General features: G+C 59.4%; 13 protein-coding genes, 4 tRNA genes and 3 pseudogenes. 8 read left to right on the forward strand and 12 right to left on the reverse strand.

What is annotated here, in order from left to right; all coding sequences use genetic code 11:
* Positions 1–3 precede the first annotated feature (3 nt).
* A complete protein-coding gene (locus F0169_RS11310; RefSeq protein ID WP_152746571.1) occupies positions 4–657 on the forward strand; it encodes an HAD family hydrolase in 654 nt (217 codons plus the stop codon).
* A gap of 118 nt (positions 658–775) precedes the next feature.
* On the opposite strand, the pseudogene F0169_RS11315 reads toward F0169_RS11310, so the two are convergent.
* A pseudogene (locus tag F0169_RS11315) lies at positions 776–886 on the reverse strand (NAD(P)H-quinone oxidoreductase); the annotation flags it as partial.
* 138 nt (positions 887–1,024) lie between these two features.
* Between F0169_RS11315 and F0169_RS11320 the strand changes: the two are divergent.
* Entirely contained in the window at positions 1,025–3,106 is a 2,082-nt protein-coding gene (locus F0169_RS11320) for a carboxy terminal-processing peptidase (protein ID WP_172979409.1), read from the forward strand.
* Between the two features lie 118 nt (positions 3,107–3,224).
* The gene (locus F0169_RS11325) at positions 3,225–4,994 is read left to right on the forward strand and encodes a bifunctional diguanylate cyclase/phosphodiesterase (RefSeq protein WP_152746573.1); all 1,770 of its coding nucleotides are present in this window, start codon (positions 3,225–3,227) and stop codon (positions 4,992–4,994) included.
* On the opposite strand, the gene F0169_RS11330 is transcribed toward F0169_RS11325, so the two are convergent.
* The 4 genes from F0169_RS11330 to bamJ form a co-directional block, all read right to left on the reverse strand.
* Positions 4,991–5,362: a hypothetical protein gene (locus F0169_RS11330; RefSeq protein WP_005786715.1), complete on the reverse strand. Its 372-nt coding sequence runs from the start codon at positions 5,360–5,362 to the stop codon at positions 4,991–4,993. The two genes, F0169_RS11325 and F0169_RS11330, sit on opposite strands and share 4 nt — an antisense overlap.
* On the reverse strand, positions 5,359–5,697 hold the full coding sequence (locus F0169_RS11335; protein WP_152746574.1) for a helix-turn-helix domain-containing protein: 339 nt from the start codon (positions 5,695–5,697) through the stop codon (positions 5,359–5,361). The genes F0169_RS11330 and F0169_RS11335 overlap by 4 nt, the downstream gene beginning before the upstream one ends.
* A gap of 93 nt (positions 5,698–5,790) precedes the next feature.
* Positions 5,791–6,249 (reverse strand): YkvA family protein, encoded by a 459-nt coding sequence (locus F0169_RS11340; RefSeq protein ID WP_152746575.1) that lies wholly within the window; start codon positions 6,247–6,249, stop codon positions 5,791–5,793.
* 358 nt (positions 6,250–6,607) lie between these two features.
* Complete coding sequence (gene bamJ, locus F0169_RS11345; RefSeq protein WP_058413536.1) at positions 6,608–7,348, reverse strand: BamJ family beta-barrel-assembly machinery protein; 741 nt, start codon at positions 7,346–7,348, stop codon at positions 6,608–6,610.
* A gap of 291 nt (positions 7,349–7,639) precedes the next feature.
* Here bamJ and F0169_RS11350 point away from each other — a divergent pair.
* Both F0169_RS11350 and F0169_RS11355 read left to right on the forward strand, forming a co-directional pair.
* A pseudogene (locus F0169_RS11350) lies at positions 7,640–9,447 on the forward strand (di-heme-cytochrome C peroxidase).
* 29 nt (positions 9,448–9,476) lie between these two features.
* Positions 9,477–10,610 (forward strand): catalase family protein, encoded by a 1,134-nt coding sequence (locus F0169_RS11355; protein WP_425274291.1) that lies wholly within the window; start codon positions 9,477–9,479, stop codon positions 10,608–10,610.
* A 311-nt stretch (positions 10,611–10,921) separates the two neighbouring features.
* On the opposite strand, the gene F0169_RS11360 is transcribed toward F0169_RS11355, so the two are convergent.
* From F0169_RS11360 to F0169_RS11375, 4 genes are all read right to left on the reverse strand, one after another.
* Positions 10,922–10,998, reverse strand: a tRNA-Asp gene (locus F0169_RS11360).
* Positions 10,999–11,017: 19 nt separating this feature from the next.
* Positions 11,018–11,093, reverse strand: a tRNA-Val gene (locus tag F0169_RS11365).
* Positions 11,094–11,268: 175 nt separating this feature from the next.
* Positions 11,269–11,345 (reverse strand) — tRNA-Asp (locus F0169_RS11370).
* Between the two features lie 19 nt (positions 11,346–11,364).
* Positions 11,365–11,440, reverse strand: a tRNA-Val gene (locus tag F0169_RS11375).
* Positions 11,441–11,599: 159 nt separating this feature from the next.
* On the opposite strand from F0169_RS11375, the gene rdgC reads away from it, so the two are divergent.
* From rdgC to sugE, 3 genes are all read left to right on the forward strand, one after another.
* Positions 11,600–12,520 carry a recombination-associated protein RdgC gene (rdgC, locus tag F0169_RS11380; protein WP_152746577.1) on the forward strand — a complete coding sequence of 307 codons (921 nt, stop codon included), beginning with the start codon at positions 11,600–11,602 and terminating at the stop codon, positions 12,518–12,520.
* Positions 12,521–12,603: 83 nt separating this feature from the next.
* The gene (locus F0169_RS11385; RefSeq protein ID WP_152746578.1) at positions 12,604–13,569 is read left to right on the forward strand and encodes a bile acid:sodium symporter family protein; all 966 of its coding nucleotides are present in this window, start codon (positions 12,604–12,606) and stop codon (positions 13,567–13,569) included.
* 106 nt (positions 13,570–13,675) lie between these two features.
* Positions 13,676–13,990 (forward strand): quaternary ammonium compound efflux SMR transporter SugE, encoded by a 315-nt coding sequence (gene sugE / locus F0169_RS11390; protein WP_152746579.1) that lies wholly within the window; start codon positions 13,676–13,678, stop codon positions 13,988–13,990.
* Between the two features lie 108 nt (positions 13,991–14,098).
* Here sugE and F0169_RS11395 read toward each other — a convergent pair whose 3' ends face one another.
* The 3 genes and pseudogenes from F0169_RS11395 to F0169_RS11405 form a co-directional block, all read right to left on the reverse strand.
* Positions 14,099–15,973 carry an MFS transporter gene (locus F0169_RS11395; RefSeq protein ID WP_152746580.1) on the reverse strand — a complete coding sequence of 625 codons (1,875 nt, stop codon included), beginning with the start codon at positions 15,971–15,973 and terminating at the stop codon, positions 14,099–14,101.
* 82 nt (positions 15,974–16,055) lie between these two features.
* Positions 16,056–17,204, reverse strand: a complete 1,149-nt coding sequence (locus F0169_RS11400; RefSeq protein ID WP_152746581.1) for a TDT family transporter — start codon at positions 17,202–17,204, stop codon at positions 16,056–16,058.
* A gap of 114 nt (positions 17,205–17,318) precedes the next feature.
* Positions 17,319–18,505 (reverse strand): annotated as a pseudogene (locus F0169_RS11405) (MFS transporter).
* Positions 18,506–18,550 lie beyond the last annotated feature (45 nt).

The raw sequence follows: 18,550 nt of genomic DNA on the forward strand, positions 1-18,550 counted from the left end.
CGGATGGCATTGGTAATTTTTGATCTGGACGACACCCTGATCCACGGCGACTGCGCCACCCTGTGGAGCGAGCAAATGGGCCGCCTGGGCTGGGTCGACCCTGAGTCGTTCATGCGCAAGAACGTTGAGCTGATGGACGCCTACAGCCAAGGCAAGCTGTTGATGGAAGATTTCATGGACTTCAGCCTGGAGCCGATGATCGGCCGCACGGCGGAAGAAATCGATCACCTTGTGGAGCCATGGGTTGAGGACATCATCGAGCCGCTGATCTACAGCGAAGCCACCAAGACCATCGCCCGCCACCGCGCCAATGGCGACCGGGTTTTGGTGATTTCCGCTTCGGGCACGCACTTGGTCAAACCCATTGCGGCGCGCATCGGTATTGATGAAGTGCTGGGCATTGATCTGGACGTCAGCCATGGCGTATACAGCGGCCGTACCGTGGGCGTACTGAGTTACCGTGAAGGCAAGATAACGCGGTTGCTGGCATGGTTGGAGCAAACCGGCGAAACGCTGGACGGCGCGTACTTCTACTCGGACTCGCGCAATGATTTGCCGCTGCTGCTGAAGGTCGATCACCCGCAGGCAGTGAACCCGGACCCGGTGCTGCGCGAACACGCCGAGAAGGCCGGCTGGCCAATCCATCAGTGGACCTGACAGCTCACTTTTGAACTGCAAACCCAAGCAAATGTGGAGGGGGCTTGCTCTCGATGGCGGTGATCTGTGAAGACTATTTCATCCGACACTCTGCCATCGGGAGCAAGCCCCCTCCCACACGCCAAAGGCCCGCTGCCGCCACATGAATGCGAACTTGGCCTACATCGCAGGTAGGACTGGGCGCTTCTAACCACGCCACATGACCTTCCACGCCTTGCAATGCTTTCACAGTGCCTCCATAGTGACTCTGGACTGAGCCCGTCGCTGTAGCATCGGGCTTTTTGCATTATGCGACCGGCCCATATGGAACCGGCGACTTCAAAGACGGCCTAATATGCGTTATCAATTGCCCCCGCGTCGAATCAGCATGAAGCATCTATTCCCCAGTACCGCCCTCGCTCTTTTCATTGGTCTCGGCTTCGCGTCGATGTCGACCAATACGTTCGCAGCCAACAGCTGGGATAACCTTCAGCCTGATCGCGATGAGGTGATTGCGAGCCTTAACGTCGTCGAGTTGCTCAAGCGCCATCACTACAGCAAGCCGCCGCTGGACGACGCTCGCTCGGTGATCATCTATGACAGCTACCTCAAGCTGCTGGACCCGTCGCGCAGCTACTTTCTGGCCAGCGACATCGCTGAGTTCGACAAGTGGAGGACCCAGTTCGACGACTTCCTCAAAAGCGGCGACCTGCAGCCCGCCTTCACTATCTACAAGCGCTACCTGGACCGCGTGAAAGCGCGTCTGGATTTCGCCTTGGTTGAGCTGAACAAAGGCGTCGACAAACTCGACTTCACCCAGAAAGAAACCCTTCTGGTGGATCGCAAGGACGCGCCTTGGCTGACCAGCACCGCCGCGCTTGATGACCTGTGGCGCAAACGCGTCAAGGACGAAGTGCTGCGATTGAAGATCGCCGGCAAAGAGCCCAAGGCGATTCAAGAGCTGTTGACCAAGCGCTACAAGAATCAGTTGGCACGTCTGGACCAGACCCGTGCCGAAGACATCTTCCAGGCGTACATCAACACCTTCGCGATGTCCTACGACCCGCACACCAATTATCTGTCGCCAGATAACGCGGAAAATTTTGATATCAACATGAGTCTGTCGCTGGAAGGCATCGGTGCCGTCCTGCAAAGCGACAATGACCAGGTCAAAATCGTGCGTCTGGTGCCGGCAGGTCCGGCGGACAAGACCAAGCAGGTTGCCCCGGCTGACAAGATCATCGGCGTGGCCCAGGCCGACAAAGAGATGGTCGATGTGGTCGGCTGGCGCCTCGACGAAGTGGTCAAGCTGATCCGTGGGCCGAAAGGCAGCGTGGTGCGCCTGGAAGTGATTCCGCACACCAATGCACCGAACGACCAGACCAGCAAAATCGTGTCGATCACCCGTGAAGCGGTGAAGCTCGAAGACCAGGCCGTGCAGAAGAAAGTCCTCAACCTCAAGCAGGATGGCAAGGACTACAAGCTGGGCGTGATTGAAATTCCCGCGTTCTACCTGGACTTCAAGGCATTCCGTGCCGGCGACCCGGACTACAAGAGCACCACCCGCGACGTTAAAAAAATCCTGACTGAGCTGCAGAAGGAAAAAGTCGACGGCGTGGTCATCGACCTGCGCAACAACGGCGGCGGTTCCCTGCAGGAAGCCACCGAGCTGACCAGCCTGTTTATCGACAAAGGCCCGACCGTGTTGGTACGCAACGCTGACGGCCGTGTCGACGTGCTCGAAGACGAGAACCCGGGTGCCTTCTACAAAGGCCCGATGGCGTTGTTGGTCAACCGTCTTTCGGCCTCCGCCTCGGAGATTTTTGCCGGCGCCATGCAGGACTACCACCGCGCGCTGATCATTGGCGGGCAGACCTTCGGCAAAGGCACCGTGCAGACCATTCAGCCGCTGAACCATGGCGAGCTCAAACTGACGCTGGCCAAGTTCTACCGGGTGTCCGGGCAGAGCACCCAGCATCAAGGCGTGCTGCCGGACGTTGACTTCCCGTCGATCATCGACACCAAGGAAATCGGCGAAAGCGCCCTGCCCGAAGCCATGCCGTGGGACACCATCCGCCCTGCGATCAAACCGGCGTCGGACCCGTTCAAGCCGTTCATCACGCAGTTGAAAGCTGACCACGACGCACGTTCCGCCAAGGACGCCGAGTTCGTGTTCATCCGCGACAAACTGGCCTTGGCCAAGAAGCTGATGGAAGAAAAAACCGTCAGCCTCAACGAAGCGGACCGTCGTGCACAGCACACCGACATCGAGAATCAGCAACTGGTGCTGGAAAACACCCGCCGCAAGGCCAAGGGTGAAGACCCGCTCAAAGAGCTGAAGAAAGAAGATGAAGATGCGCTGCCGACCGAGGCGGAAAAAACCAAGCCGGAAGACGACGCCTACCTGGCCGAGACTGGCCGGATACTGCTGGACTACCTGAAAATCAGTAAACAGGTGGCCAAGCAGTAAATGATGGCGATTTAATGTGATCGCTCCTCGGAGTGTCATCATATAGACATCATTCTGTCGTGAAATAAAGGATCGCAGGCTTGAGGCCTGCGATCCTTTTTTTTCGATCGAGATCGCCATGACCATGACCGAACAGCTGAATGCATTGGGCTCTATCTTGGCTCAAGGCAGTTTGTACAGCCTGTTCCAACCGATCATCTGCCTTTCTGACCGCAGTATCCTCGGCTACGAAGCCCTCAGCCGTGGCCCGTCCAACAGCCCGCTGCACTCCCCCGTCGCGTTGTTCTCGGTGGCCAGCCATGCCGGGCGCCTGAGCGAACTGGAAATGGCCTGCCGCGAAAGTGCCTGTCGACGTTTCAGCGCACAGAAATTACCCGGCAAGCTGTTCCTGAATATCTCGCCGGAGTCACTGATGGAGACGGCGCACCAACCGGGGCGCACCCTGCAACTGCTGCGCGACTTCGGTATTGCGCCCAGCCAAGTGGTGATCGAACTCACCGAGCAAACACCCACCGACGATTTCGACTTACTGCAAACCGCTTTGCATCATTACCGCGACATGGGCTTCGCGATTGCCCTGGATGACTTGGGCGCCGGCTATTCCAGCCTGCGTTTATGGTCGGAGCTGCGCCCGGATTACGTGAAAATTGATCGGCATTTTATCGACGGCATCCATCAGGATGCGCTCAAGCGCGAATTTGTCGGTTCCATCCTGCAGATTGCCCGGGCGTCGCGCGCTCAAGTGATTGCCGAAGGCATCGAGCTGCCCGAAGAATTGGCGGTCTTGACGGAGATGGGCGTCGACCTGGTTCAGGGTTACTTGCTGTGTCGTCCGCAGGAACATCCGCCGCAGGAAGCGCGCCAGATGCTGCCCAAGCCCGACACCGCCAACCTCGCGCTCAGTGACGAGGGTACTGACCTCAGCGCGCTGCTCAACGAACAACCGGCCGTCGATCAGGACACCGCCACCGCCCAAGTGCTCGAAGCGTTCCGGCGCCAAGCCAACCTGAATTCGCTGGCAGTCCTGGATAAACGCGGCCACCCGATCGGCATTGTGCACCGACATTCGTTATCGGATGTGCTGCTCAAACCGTTCGGCACCGACCTGTTCGCGCGCAAACCCATCAGCCGCCTGATGAGTGCTGATTTTCTGGCGGTGGAGTTGAGCCAATCCCTGCAACAAGTCAGCCGCCTGTTGACCAGCCGCGCGCGGCAACGGATTGAAGAGGACTTCATCATCACGCTCAACGGTGACTACCTGGGCTTGGGCCGGGTAATTGACGTGCTCAAGCTGATCACCGAACTGAAGATCCAGCAGGCGCGTTACGCCAACCCGCTGACCTTGCTTCCGGGCAACGTGCCGATTCAGCAATGCCTGACGCGCCTGCTGCAGCAACAACGCGAGTCGGTGATCTGCTACGTGGATATAGACAGTTTCAAACCGTTTAACGATATATACGGCTACGGGCGCGGGGATGAAGTGTTGCTGTGCCTCGCACAGTGCCTTAACGATCGGGTCGACCCCAGCCGTGACTTTGTCGGGCATATCGGTGGCGATGATTTTTTGCTGGTGCTCGGCCCGCAGGATTGGCGCAAACGGCTCAACCAACTGCTGGATGACTTTCACACCCAATGCCGGCGCTTTTACCGCGCTGAACACCTCGACGCCGGCTGCTTTGTCGCGTTGAACCGCCAGGGCGTGCGTCAGGAATTCGCGTTGCTGTCACTGTCGATCGGCGTGGTGCATTTATATCCACAGGCCTGTGGACAACTCGATGCCAGCCAGTTAGCAGAGCTGGCATCGCAGGCCAAGCACCATGCCAAGAACGTGGCTGGCTACAGCATCCACGTGATCGACAGCTTGGCCATGCTGCCGCAGACGCTTTAGGCCTCGGCCGACTCCGGGTATTCGTATTCGAACACCCGTACCACCTCTGAGGCGTGCCAGGACGCTGCGGCCACGCCATCGGACGGCCCGCTGAAACGTCCCAGCCGCTCCACACATTCAAAGAAACCGGTGCGCGGCAGGCGGCTCGCGCCTTGGCTGATGACCAGCGAGCTGCGCAGCGGCTGCTCGGCTTTGGCGTCCAGCGCGGCCAGGTGTTCAAGCGCGGCAGCGAGGGTTTGCATCGCCGGCGTAGGAAATTGCAGACGCTCCAGCAGCGCGCGGTAGGTCAGCAAATGGCGCTGGCGACGCGCCTGATCCAGTTCGTTGAGCAACCCATCCCAGTGTTGACGGCTGATACGTAGGCTCAAGATTCATCCCTCCAACCTGCAACGCCCAATTCCCATGCCAGGCTGCGGCGAATGGCGGCATCCGGCTGGCGTTCACCACTTTCAATCAAACCCAGATACGAAGGGCTGATACCCACGGTGCGGGCCAGTGTTTCTATAGCCAGGCCCTTGGCTTCACGCAGGCCGCGCAGGTCTGCGAGCGGGCGCAAAACCTGATCGGGAGTGCCCTGGGCAGTGGTGGATGGCTTTGATGCAGGTTGTTGCTGACCGGCAGCTTTTAGTAGCGCCTGGTACTGATCCCATGGCAACACCGCGTACTCGGGTTCGCCATCGCGTGAAATTATCTGAATATCCATGAATGCCCCGTAGGATTACACCACTCACTAAGTAAGCCCTTTCCTTAGGAGTGTAATCCTAACCGGCATAAAGGTCGCAGGACGATAGCCTCGTCAGGCTTTTTTTTGCGGGTTTTCCTGCTCCAGCAGCGCAGGCGTCGCAGGAAGGCGCTCAACCACGGCGAGCCTTTCCGGGCGCTGGGCGTCGCGCCAGGCACGAAACGCGCTCAGCTCACCTTCCAGGGTCTTCATGACCCACGCCAGCACGGCAATGTCATCGAGCATGCCGAACACCGGGATAAAATCCGGAATCGCGTCAATCGGGCTGAGGAAGTACATCAGCCCCGCCACCACCGAGAGCAACGCCTTGGGGCTGATCGCGCGGTATTCGCCACGCCAGTAGGCCAGGCACAGGGATTGAAGCAACTTGAGGTCATCCTTGAGCTTGCCCAAGCGATTGCCTTGGCTCGAGCCTTTGGCGGCGACGGCAAACAGCAACGTCGGCAGACGCCCACGGCCAAGCAAGCGGGCGGCCATCGGCAAGAAACGGGTGAAATTGAAGGGTGGTTTCATTCGTCACTCCAGTTCCAGGCGACAGAAAAGGTTATCCACACAAATTGTGGATAACCTTGTGAACAGAGCCTGTTTTATTGTCTGAAAGCCACGGGTTACAAGGCTTGCAGTCAGATCGGGCGTTTTTTGTGCACATCAAAAAAACCCAAGAAATCATTGACTTGGCACCGCTGTGCGGCTAGCCATGCTCAGGTCTTATATCAGACTGTTTCAGAATACGGACGTTCGTTTGGATTTGCCGGGGCTTTAGTGCGGTGGCTGAAACGTTTTAGCGAGTAAACCATCGACAGATGGATTATGCAGACGCCAGAAACAACAACGCCCCGTCGAAACGGGGCGTTGCAGGTTCAGTCGCCGATTACTGCTTGGCGGCTGGAGCAGCAGGTGCGTCAGGGGCTTCAGCCTTGGCCGGGTCCTTGATGCCGAGCAGTTCCAGGTCGAACACCAGCACCGAGTTGGCTGGAATAGCCGGGCTCGGGCTCTGTGCGCCGTAAGCCAGGTCGGACGGGATGTACAACTCGACCTTCTCGCCAACGTGCATCAGTTGCAGGCCTTCAACCCAACCCGGAATCACGCCGCTGACCGGCAGGTCAATCGGGCTACCGCGATCCACGGAGCTGTCAAAGGTGGTGCCGTTGGTGAGTTTGCCGGTGTAGTGAACCGTCACCACGTCGGTCGGCTTGGGCTGAGCGCCGTCGGCCTTCTTCACGATCTTGTACTGCAGACCGGAAGCAGTGGTGACTACGCCGTCTTTCTTGGCGTTGTCTTCGAGGAATTTTTTGCCGGCGGTTGCCGACTCTTCACTCATTTTGGTCATGCGTTCTTCAGCACGTTTCTGCAGTGCGGCAAACGCTTCAACCAGTTCGTCGTCTTTCAGCTTCTGTTCTTTCTTGCCGACGGCATCTTCGATACCTTGGGCTACCGCTTTGGAGTCCAGGTCATCCATACCTTCCTGAGCAAGGCTTTTGCCCATGTTCAGGCCGATTCCGTAGGAAGCTTTCTGCGCCGGGGTTTTCAGCTCTACGCTGGTCTGCGAATCACAACCCGCAAGTACCAGGCTAACCAGGGCCACCGCCGCCGCCAACCGATGCTGTTTCATGCTATTTCCTTGTTCATGCGCCAATAGGGCATTCGAATAAAGTCGCGAGCTTATCAGGCGGCCACGACCAATGGCTACCGGCATCTGAGCAGGAAACTTCTGATAAGTTCACGTGTTTAAAAGCATTTTCATTGTTCACGGCCCTGCGCGACGGATCGCGAGGCCACTTGCAACCGAACTAATGGCCACTTGCCGCACTCGCGGCGCAGTGGCATAACAACGCTACGCCTCGACACGCCCAAGGCAAGGCCAGCACAAGGCCTACACAAGGCCTACACAAGGATAGTTATCTTGCGCATTTTTTCCCGTATCTTGATCCTGATATTCGCCGCACTGGGCCTGGCAGTAGCCGTGGTGCTCTACTACATCGTCAACCCCAAACTGCCGGACTACCTGCCTGTAGAGCAGGTGCACTACCAGGACCAATGGAGTGCGGCTGATCGCCAGACCTACTATTTCACGCCCCAGGGCACCCAGGTCAAGGGCCTGCATTACGACTGGTTCACCGCCCTGGAACTGCCGTTTTCGCAACAACGTTTTGCCGCGCCCGAGTACTTGGCACGCTTCGGGTTCCTGGTCGACCCCAAACAAACGCCCACCGCGCAAAACCCCGGCAACCTGCCGGTGGGTTTCGCCCGCCACGCTAATGCCGGCAGCAAGGTTGAATACCTGGACATCACCTGCGCCGCCTGCCACACCGGCGAGCTGCATCTCAACGGCCAGGCCTTGCGCATCGACGGCGGCTCGGCCCAGCACGTATTGCCCTCTAGCGTGCCCACGTTGCGCGGCGGCAGCTTCGGCCAGGCCCTGGTGGCCAGCCTGTTCAGTACTTATTACAGCCCATGGAAGTTCGAACGGTTTGCCCGCAAGGTGCTGGGTGATCGTTACGAGGCTGAGCACAGCCAGTTGCGCGAGGACTTCAAACAGTCACTGAACATGTTCCTCAAAGTCGCCTGGAACGACACTCACCGCGGCCTCTACCCCACCGAAGAAGGCCCGGGCCGCACCGATGCGTTTGGCCGCATCGCCAACGCCAGCTTTGGTGACGCCATTTCGCCTGAAAATTATCGCGTGGCCAATGCGCCAGTGGACTACCCGCAACTGTGGGACATCTGGACCTTCGACTGGGTGCAATGGAACGGCTCGGCCGAACAACCCATGGCCCGCAATATCGGTGAAGCGCTCGGCGTCGGCGCCACACTGGACTTCTTCGACAGCGCCGGTCAGCCGCTTCAGGGCGACGCACGCTACCCGTCCAGCGTGCGCGTACGCGACCTCAACCTGATCGAAGAAACCCTGCAACGCCTGAAGCCGCCCACGTGGCCGCAAGACTTGTTCGGCGCCGTCGACAAGCCCCTTGCCGCACAAGGCCGCGCGCTGTTTGCCGAGCACTGCGCCGGTTGCCATGTGCCGCCCGTCAGCCAGGTCAACGGTCGCCCGGTGCAGCAACTGAAGATGCTGCCCGTGGCGTACATCGGCACCGACCCCAGCGCCGCCAACAACATTGCCGATCAGCGCTATGACCTCAGCGCCCTGCAATGGGACCCGGCGCAATTGGCCGAGCTGAACGTCAACCTGCACCCGGCACCGACCGCACCGCTGGACCTGCGCGCACTCTCGGTGGCGCAGGGTCTGGCCTACGTCACCGCCTTCGTCGAAGACCACGCTTACCGCGCCGCCGGTGTAACCCCGGCCGAACGCCCGCGCCTGAACGGCTACGGCCTGCCCATTGGCGTGCGCGAATTGCGCGCGTACAAGGCGCGACCACTGGCGGGCGTGTGGGCCACCCCACCGTTCCTGCACAACGGCTCGGTGCCGACGATTTATCAACTGCTCTCGCCCCAGGACGAACGCAGCGTCACCTTCTATAAAGGCACCTTCGACTACGACCCGCAGCACTTGGGCTTCCAGACCAAGGCGTTCAAAAATGCGTTCCTGTTCGACACCACCCTGACCGGCAACCACAACAGCGGCCACGAATTTCGTGCGGCCCGCGTGGCAATGGCGTGATCGGCCGTGGCTTGCTGCCGCAGGAACGCTGGGCGTTGCTGGAATACCTCAAAGTGCTGGGCGGCCCGCTGGAGCAACAGTTGCCATGATTATCCGATCTCAACACAAGGACGGTTCAATGCTCGCTCGTCTGTGGCTGCGCCTCGGCGCGTTTCTCGGCAAGACCTTGCTGTGGCTGGTGGGCCTGGGGTTGCTTGGTTGGCTGCTCGCCACGGCCTGGTTTGCCTGGCAGCACAGCGGCCCGGTGTCGGCCAACGAGCAGGTCCCGCCGGGTGAAGCCGCCATGACCCAGGGCATCATCCAAACGGCGGTGCGTATCGTCGACCAGCACCGCGAAGGCACGCGCTATTTGCGTGATGCCCACGCCAAAGCACATGGCTGTGTGAAGGCCGAAGTCAGCGTGCTGACGAACCTCGACCCGGCGCTGCGCCAGGGTGTATTCGCCGAGCCTGGCAAGACCTGGCAAGCGTTGATACGCCTGTCCAACGGTAACGCCTACCCGCAATTCGACAGCATCCGCGATGCGCGCGGCATGGCGCTGAAGCTGCTCGATGTACCCGGCAAACAATTGATGGCCGACCAGCAAACGCGCACGGAACAGGACTTCGTGATGTTCAGTCACGCGAACTTTTTTGTCAGCGATGTGGCGGAGTATGCGCAGAACATCGGCGCTCAAGCCGACGGCAGTAAAGTGCTGGCGTTCTTCCCCAGGGCCGACCCGCGCAGTTGGCAGGTGCGCCACTTGTTTATCGCCCTGGCGACCCTGGCACCGGCGCCAGCCAGCCCGACGCAGGCCACTTACTTTTCGGTTTCGCCGTACAAGTTCGGCGCAGCCAACGCCAAGTTCCGCGTCGCGCCTGACCCGCAAAGCTGCCCGCAATACCAACTGCCCAAACAGAACCGGGACTTGCCGAATTTTCTGCGCAGCGCTTTGAATCAGCAACTGTCGACGGACCGCGTGCCGGCGTGTTTCGTGCTGCAGATACAGCGGCAGAACCCACAGAAATTCATGCCGATCGAAGACACCAGCATCGAGTGGAAAGAGAGCGACGCGCCGTATGAAACCGTGGCCACGGTGAAAATCCCTGCGCAGGACTTCGACACACCGGCCTTGAACCTCGCGTGCGACAACCAGTCGTTCAACCCCTGGTTCGGGGTCGAAGAACACCGCCCCATCGGCGGCATCAACCGGTTGCGTAAAGCCGTGTATGAAGCCATCAGCGATTACCGCCACAGCCGCAATACGCCGTAAAGAGTGCGTAAGCATTGGCTCGGCGCAGTAAGGATTGCGTAGGGCCTATTGAGCCGCGCTGGGCCTGGCTCTACGGTGATGGCCTACCCCATCACCCGTATAGGCAGCCACCGTGGAAAGCTCAACCCTGGGCATGATCGTACTGACCATTATCGCTGTGTTCGGCACCGCGTCCTTTTGCTTCGAACACCTTGCGACGCGCCAGCCGCGCAGGAAAAAACCCAATCGATAAATCGCAGACGAAAAAAAGCCCGCTCAATGAGCGGGCTTTTTCAGGTTACCTGGCGTTCAGTGTTCCAGGTGACCAAATATGGCGCAGCGGACGGGACTCGAACCCGCGACCCCCGGCGTGACAGGCCGGTATTCTAACCGACTGAACTACCGCTGCGCGTAACACATGAAGCGAATGGTGGGTGATGACGGGATCGAACCGCCGACCCTCTGCTTGTAAGGCAGATGCTCTCCCAGCTGAGCTAATCACCCTTCGTTTCGGTGTGGGCGCATCATACACCAAAAAATCGTAATGTCTTGATTTAAATGAAATTTATTCAAAAAAAATTAAAACACGAGTTTTTGCCGTATTTCGGACAAAAAAAAGCCCGCGGTTAAGCGGGCTTTCTGTGGTCACCTGGCGTTCAGCGTTCCAGGTGACCGAATATGGCGCAGCGGACGGGACTCGAACCCGCGACCCCCGGCGTGACAGGCCGGTATTCTAACCGACTGAACTACCGCTGCGCGTAACACATGAAGCGAATGGTGGGTGATGACGGGATCGAACCGCCGACCCTCTGCTTGTAAGGCAGATGCTCTCCCAGCTGAGCTAATCACCCTTCGTTTCGGTGTGGCGCGCATTCTACGGAGCGACCCAAGCTCTGGCAAGCACTTTCTTAAATCTTTTTTTTCAGCCCTTCCAATGGCTTAGGCAGGGTTGGCCTCAGGCGTTATCAAGAGAATAATGCCCCCCTTTGTATAAAGGAGAGACTCACCCCATGTGGTTCAAGAACCTGCTTATCTATCGCCTGACCCAAGATCTGCCTGTTGATGCCGAGGCGTTGGAAGCGGCAATGGCCACCAAACTGGCGCGCCCTTGTGCCAGCCAGGAGTTGACCACTTACGGTTTTGTCGCGCCTTTTGGTAAAGGTGAAGACGCTCCCCTGGTTCACGTCAGCGGTGACTTCCTGCTGATCGCCGCGCGCAAGGAAGAACGCATTCTGCCGGGCAGCGTGGTGCGAGACGCACTGAAAGAGAAAATCGAAGAGATCGAGGCCGAGCAAATGCGCAAGGTCTATAAGAAGGAGCGTGACCAGATCAAGGATGAAATCATCCAGGCCTTCCTGCCGCGCGCGTTTATTCGTCGTTCCTCGACCTTCGCCGCCATTGCGCCGAAACAAGGCTTGATCCTGGTCAACTCGGCAAGCCCAAAGCGCGCCGAAGACCTGCTGTCGACGCTGCGTGAAGTGATCGGCACCCTGCCGGTACGCCCACTCACGGTGAAAACCGCACCTACCGCAATCATGACCGACTGGGTCACCACCCAGAAACCCGCCGATGACTTTTTCGTCCTCGACGAGTGCGAACTGCGCGACACCCACGAAGATGGCGGCATCGTGCGCTGCAAACGCCAGGACCTGACCGGCGAAGAAATCCAGCTGCACCTGACCACCGGCAAAGTCGTGACGCAATTGTCGCTGGCCTGGCAGGACAAGCTGTCCTTCATGCTCGACGACAAAATGACCGTCAAGCGCCTGAAGTTCGAAGACCTGCTGCAAGACCAGGCGGAACAGGACGGCGGTGAAGAAGCGCTGGGCCAACTGGACGCGAGCTTTACCCTGATGATGCTGACGTTCGGCGAGTTCCTGCCGGCATTGATCGAAGCACTGGGCGGCGAAGAAACCCCGCAAGGCATCTAAGCCATGTGACGCTCAACAGGTGGGAGCAGCTTGCTCCCACCGTTGATTGGGTTTGCAACTTAACCAATAACAAGGACATCCCCATGCGCGCACTCGCCGCCCTGAGCCGCTTCGTCGGCAATACCTTCGCCTACTGGGTGTTGATTTTCGCGGTGCTGGCCTTCCTCGAACCCGGCTGGTTCAGTGGCCTCAAAAGCGCCATCGTGCCACTGCTGGGTTTGGTGATGTTCGGCATGGGGCTGACCCTCAAACTTGAAGACTTCGCCGAGGTCGCCCGCCACCCCTGGCGCGTGGCCCTCGGCGTGGTCGCGCATTTTGTGATCATGCCGGGCGTGGCCTGGCTGCTCTGCCAAGCCTTCCACCTGCCGCCGGAAATTGCCGTCGGCGTGATCCTGGTCGGCTGCTGCCCAAGCGGCACTTCCTCCAACGTGATGACCTGGCTCGCGCGTGGCGACCTCGCGCTGTCGGTGGCCATCGCCGCCGTGACTACTTTGCTCGCCCCGCTGCTGACGCCGGCATTGATTTGGCTGCTCGCGTCGGCCTGGCTGCCGGTGTCGTTCCTGGACCTGTTCTGGTCGATCCTGCAAGTGGTGCTGCTGCCGATCGTGCTCGGCGTGGCGGCGCAACGCGTGCTCGGCGCGCGGGTGCGCCATGCCGTGGACGTGCTACCGCTGGTATCGGTGGTGAGCATCGTGATTATCGTTGCGGCGGTGGTTGCCGCCAGCCAGGCGAAGATTGCCGAGTCTGGCCTGCTGATCATGGCCGTGGTGATACTGCACAACAGCTTCGGCTACCTGCTGGGCTACTTCACCGGCCGCGTGTTCAAGCTGCCATTGGCGCAGCGCAAGTCGCTGGCGCTGGAAGTTGGCATGCAGAACTCCGGGCTGGGCGCCGCGTTGGCCAGCGCGCACTTTTCGCCGTTAGCGGCGGTGCCGAGTGCGCTGTTCAGCGTTTGGCACAATATTTCCGGCGCCTTGCTGTCGACTTATTTCCGCCGCATGAGCGAAAAACAAGACCGCCGCGTTTTGCAGAACACGCCTGAAACTTGATCGTTTGATCAATAGTCGGCACTCTACCGAGCGTCGCGGGGACGACCCCGCGATGCTCTAAACCGTTTATTCAGGGGACGACCCCACCTATCGATAGGAGGTCATCATGTCCTGGATCATTCTGTTTTTTGCCGGGTTGTTTGAAGTCGGCTGGGCCGTTGGCTTGAAGTACAGCGACGGTTTCAGCAAACCACTGCCCACCGCCCTGACAATTGCCGCAATGGCCATCAGCCTCGGCCTGTTGGGGCTGGCCATGAAGGAACTGCCGCTGGGCACCGCCTATGCCATCTGGACCGGCGTGGGTGCCGTGGGCACCGTGATCGCCGGGATTATCCTGTTTGGCGAATCCATGGCGTTGTTTCGGTTGGCGAGTGTGGCGTTGATTATTTGCGGGCTTATCGGGCTCAAGATCAGCGCCTAGGCCACTGCCGTCATCGGGAGCAAGCCCCCTCCCACATTTTGAATGTATTCACACATCAAAAGTGGGAGGGGGCTTGCTCCCGATGAGGCCCTGCCAGCCTGCAAAAAACTACCTGACACTCCCGCGCAAGGCCCCTACCCTTTCCTGCAAGTGCGCAGGCGTCGCTGCCTCTGGCCCAACCGGTTCACCCGCCACCAACGTGACGTGAGACCAGATACGACGAAACACGCCCTTGTTCGGATCGCGGCTGAAAAAACTGCCCCACAACCCTTGCAACGCCAGCGGAATCACCGGCACCGGCGTTTCTTCCAGAATGCGCGTCACGCCAGCGCGAAACTCATTCATCTCGCCATTCGTGGTCAACTTGCCTTCCGGGAAGATGCACACCAACTCGCCGTCTTTCAGGTACTGGGCGATTCGCGTGAAGGCCTTTTCGTAGATCTGAATATCTTCGTGACGCCCGGCAATCGGAACCGCGCCAGCCGTGCGGAAGATAAAGTTGAGCACCGGCAAATTGTAGATTTTGTAATACGTGACAAAACGAATCGGCCGCCGCACCGCGCCGCCAATCAACAGCGCATCCACAAACGACACGTGGTTGCACACCAGCAACGCCGCGCCGTCATCCGGAATCAGCGCCAAATTGCGATGCTCCACGCGGTACATGGAATGGCTGAGCAGCCAGATCATGAAGCGCATGCTGAACTCGGGGACGATCTTGAAGATGTAGGTATTCACCGCGATGTTGAGCAGCGACACCACCAGGAACAGCTCGGGAATCGACAGCTTGGCCACGCTCAGCAGCAAGATCGTCACGATGGCCGACACCACCATGAACAGCGCGTTGAGAATGTTGTTGGCGGCGATCACGCGGGCACGCTCGTTCTCGGCGGTGCGCGACTGGATCAGCGCGTACAGCGGCACAATGTAGAAGCCGCCAAACACGCCCAAACCAAGAATATCGAATAACACCCACCAGGCCTCGCCGTAGCCGAGTACCGCGAGCCAGTCGTTAGCCTGCACATTCTGTGGGAAGCCGCCGGAGTGCCACCACAGCAACAGGCCAAACACGGTCAGGCCAAACGAGCCGAACGGCACCAGGCCGATTTCCACTTTGCGACCGGAGAGCTTTTCGCACAGCATCGAGCCCAGCGCGATGCCCACCGAGAACACCGTGAGGATCAGCGTCACCACGGTTTCGTCGCCGTACAACCACTCCTTGGCGTACGCCGGGATCTGCGTGAGGTAGATCGCGCCAACGAACCAGAACCACGAGTTGCCGACAATCGAGCGCGACACGGCGGGCGTCTGCCCAAGGCCCATGCGCAAAGTGGCCCAGGATTCGCTGAAAATATTCCAGTTGATACGCAGTTGCGGCGTCGACGCCGCCGCGCGTGGAATACTGCGGCTGGCCACATAACCCAACACCGCCACGCCGACAATCGCAACCGCCACCACCGGCGCGTAATCGGTGGTCGACATCATGATGCCGGCGCCAATGGTGCCGGCCAGAATCGCCAAAAACGTGCCCATCTCGACCAGGCCGTTGCCGCCCACCAGCTCATCGTCGTGCAGCGCCTGCGGCATGATCGAGTATTTCACCGGGCCGAACAGCGCCGAGTGAGTGCCCATGGCGAACAACGCCAGCAGCATCAATTCCAGATGATTGAACAGGAAGCCTGCGGCGCCCACGCTCATGATCACGATCTCACCGACCTTGATCGCGCGGATCAACGCGTCCTTGTTGAATTTCTCGCCGAATTGCCCGGCCAGCGCCGAGAACAGAAAGAACGGCAGGATAAACAGCAAGGCGCACAGGTTGACCCAGATCGAGCGATCGCCGTCGATGGTGAGCTTGTACAGAATCGCGAGGATCAGCGATTGTTTGAAGATGTTGTCGTTGAAGGCGCCGAGCAATTGGGTGATGAAAAACGGCAGGAAGCGCCGTGTACGCAGCAAGGTAAATTGCGAGGGGTGGCTCATCGTCCGTGTTCCTGGGTGGCCCGAGACTGTTATTGCCTTTAGGCTGTTATAGAAAGTCAGCCGCGACTTTACCTAATCCCGCTTACTTATTCCCTAGTCCTGCAATACAAGGCGATACAAAAAGCTCGCCTTTGTACGCACCCTGCACGGTGCGCGTAGCAACGATCAGCCACATCAGCGCCAACACCACCACCAGCCCACTGCCCAACAGGCTGAAGAAACTCAGGTGCAACACGCTCGCGAGCTTTAACGTGGCCAACGCGTAAACCCCCAAAGGGAAGGTAAAACCCCACCAGCCCAAGTTAAACGGAATACCGCCGCGCAGGTAACGCAGGGTGATCAATACCGCGATCAGCATCCACCACAAGCCGAAGCCCCACAGGGCGATGCCCACCACCAGCCCCAGGCCATTGGCAATTTCACCCACGCCGGGCAAGCCGTTGGCGGCAAAGATTGCCGGTGCGTCGCCACCCAGCAGCAACATGCCCAGCGCGCCGGTGCCGATAGGCCCCAAGGCCAGCCAGCTCGACGCGGCCATGTTGGCGTGCGGCAGTTTATGCAAGGCCATGCGCAGCATCAGAATGGTCAGGATGCTGAACGCCACCGGCAGCGAAAACGCCCACAGCACGTAGCTGGTCACCAGCATGACCAGTTGCGAATGGGCGTCGGCCAGGTGTGGCGCGAGCAGGCCACCGCTGGCAGCGGCGACTTCAGCGGCGACCACCGGCAGCAACCACACGGCGGTCATCTGGTCGATGCTGTGCGCCTGGCGGGTGAACATCATGAACGGTATCAGCACACCGCAAGCCATGGCCATCGCCACATCCAGCCACCATAAAACTTCAGCCAACGGCAGCACATCACTGCCCCAACGCGGCAGACCAAACACCAGCAAGCCGTTAAGAATTGTCGCCAGACCCATGGGGATCGTGCCGAAAAACATCGACACCGTGGAATGGCCGAAAATGCGTCGCGCCTCGTCGAAGAACATCACCCAACGCGCGGCATACAGCACACTGAACAACACAAACAGGCCGAGGGCGAGCAGCCACAACCCTTCGGCAATGGCGTGCACACCGGGCAGACGGTTCGGCAACTGCGCCAGGGCCAGCGCCAGCACGCCGGTGCCCATGGTCGCGGCAAACCAGTTGGGGGTGAACTGGCGAATCACTTCCCGCGGACGGGTCAGGTGACTGAAGGGTTTGTAACTGATGCTGTTGATACAGGTCATGATGACGATCCTCTTCCTCGCATGAGGTTGGGAGCATCATAGAACCCGATCGAATATCTATATAACGGGTAATATCTCTAACTGTTATCTACTTTACCAATATACAAACAGTGGCTACACCGCCGCCCTGCTCCGCGTCGAACCTTGCCGCAGTAAACCGGCCAGGGCTGCGAGCGCCAGCACGATCAGCACGGCGCCAAAAGCATCGGTCGTGACAATAAGGCCAAACACCCGGCTGAGGTTCCCGGCCAGCAGCGCCGGCAAGCAGAACGCCAAGTAGCTGAACACATAAAACGCCGACATCAAACCTGCCCGCTCATGCGGCAACGCCAGCCCCACGATGCTGCGAATACTGCCCATGAAGCCGCCGCCGAAACCCAAACCGGCGATCACACTGGCGACAAAGAACAGCCACAGGCTGGCACTTTGTACGGCAACCAACAACAACGCCACGCCTGCGGCCAACAGGACGGCCGACAGGCGCATAACCTTGTCTGCCGGGCGGTCGCGGAGGCTGTAGATCATCACCGCGCCACTCAAGGTCACGACCGCTACCAGCCCGCCGCCGATCAGGTGCGAGGTCGAACCGGTGGCCGCCCGCACCAGCGAAGGCGCCAGCGATGAAAAAAACCCGCCCAGCGCCCACACCGCTACATTCAACGGCATCGCCAACCACAATGCACGCCGTGCTTGCGCGGGCACATGCAGGGTCGGCGCCAGCGACTTCAAGGCACCCGGTATACGGCTGACGGTTTCCGGCAGGCGAAACATATAGAGCATTTGCAGCAGCATCAACCCGAGCATCGTCAAGTAGATCAATTGAGTCGCCTTGGCGCGAATTCCACCAGCAATCCGCTGCCAAGGCCGCCACTGGCCATGCCCAACAACGGCGCCAGGCTATTGAGCATCGGGCCGCGCAGGCGGTCGGTGTCGAGCAAGGTCGCACTCAGCACCGCCGTGGCCATGCCTGTCGCGAAACCTTGCAGGGCGCGCGCGGCAATCAGGCAGGCGCTGCTGTCGGCATTGATAAACAGCAACATCGCCAGCATATTCAGGAGCAAAGCGGCGAAAATCACCGGCTTGCGCCCCACGTAATCCGACAGCGAACCCACGGTCAACAGCGCGGCCAGCAAGCTCACGGCATACACGCCAAAGATCACCGTCAGCATCGCCGCCGAAAACTGCAGGTGGTCCTGATACACCTGATACAGCGGCGTCGGCGCACTGGACGCGGCGAGGAAGGTCAACACCGTGATCACCAGAAATGCCAGATTGGAACGTTGAGACGCTACGCTAGACATGCACACACTCCACTAAAGCTAATATTTTGCTTTTACGCAGTGTGC

Source organism: Pseudomonas kitaguniensis, from assembly GCF_009296165.1.
Lineage (GTDB): Bacteria > Pseudomonadota > Gammaproteobacteria > Pseudomonadales > Pseudomonadaceae > Aquipseudomonas > Aquipseudomonas kitaguniensis.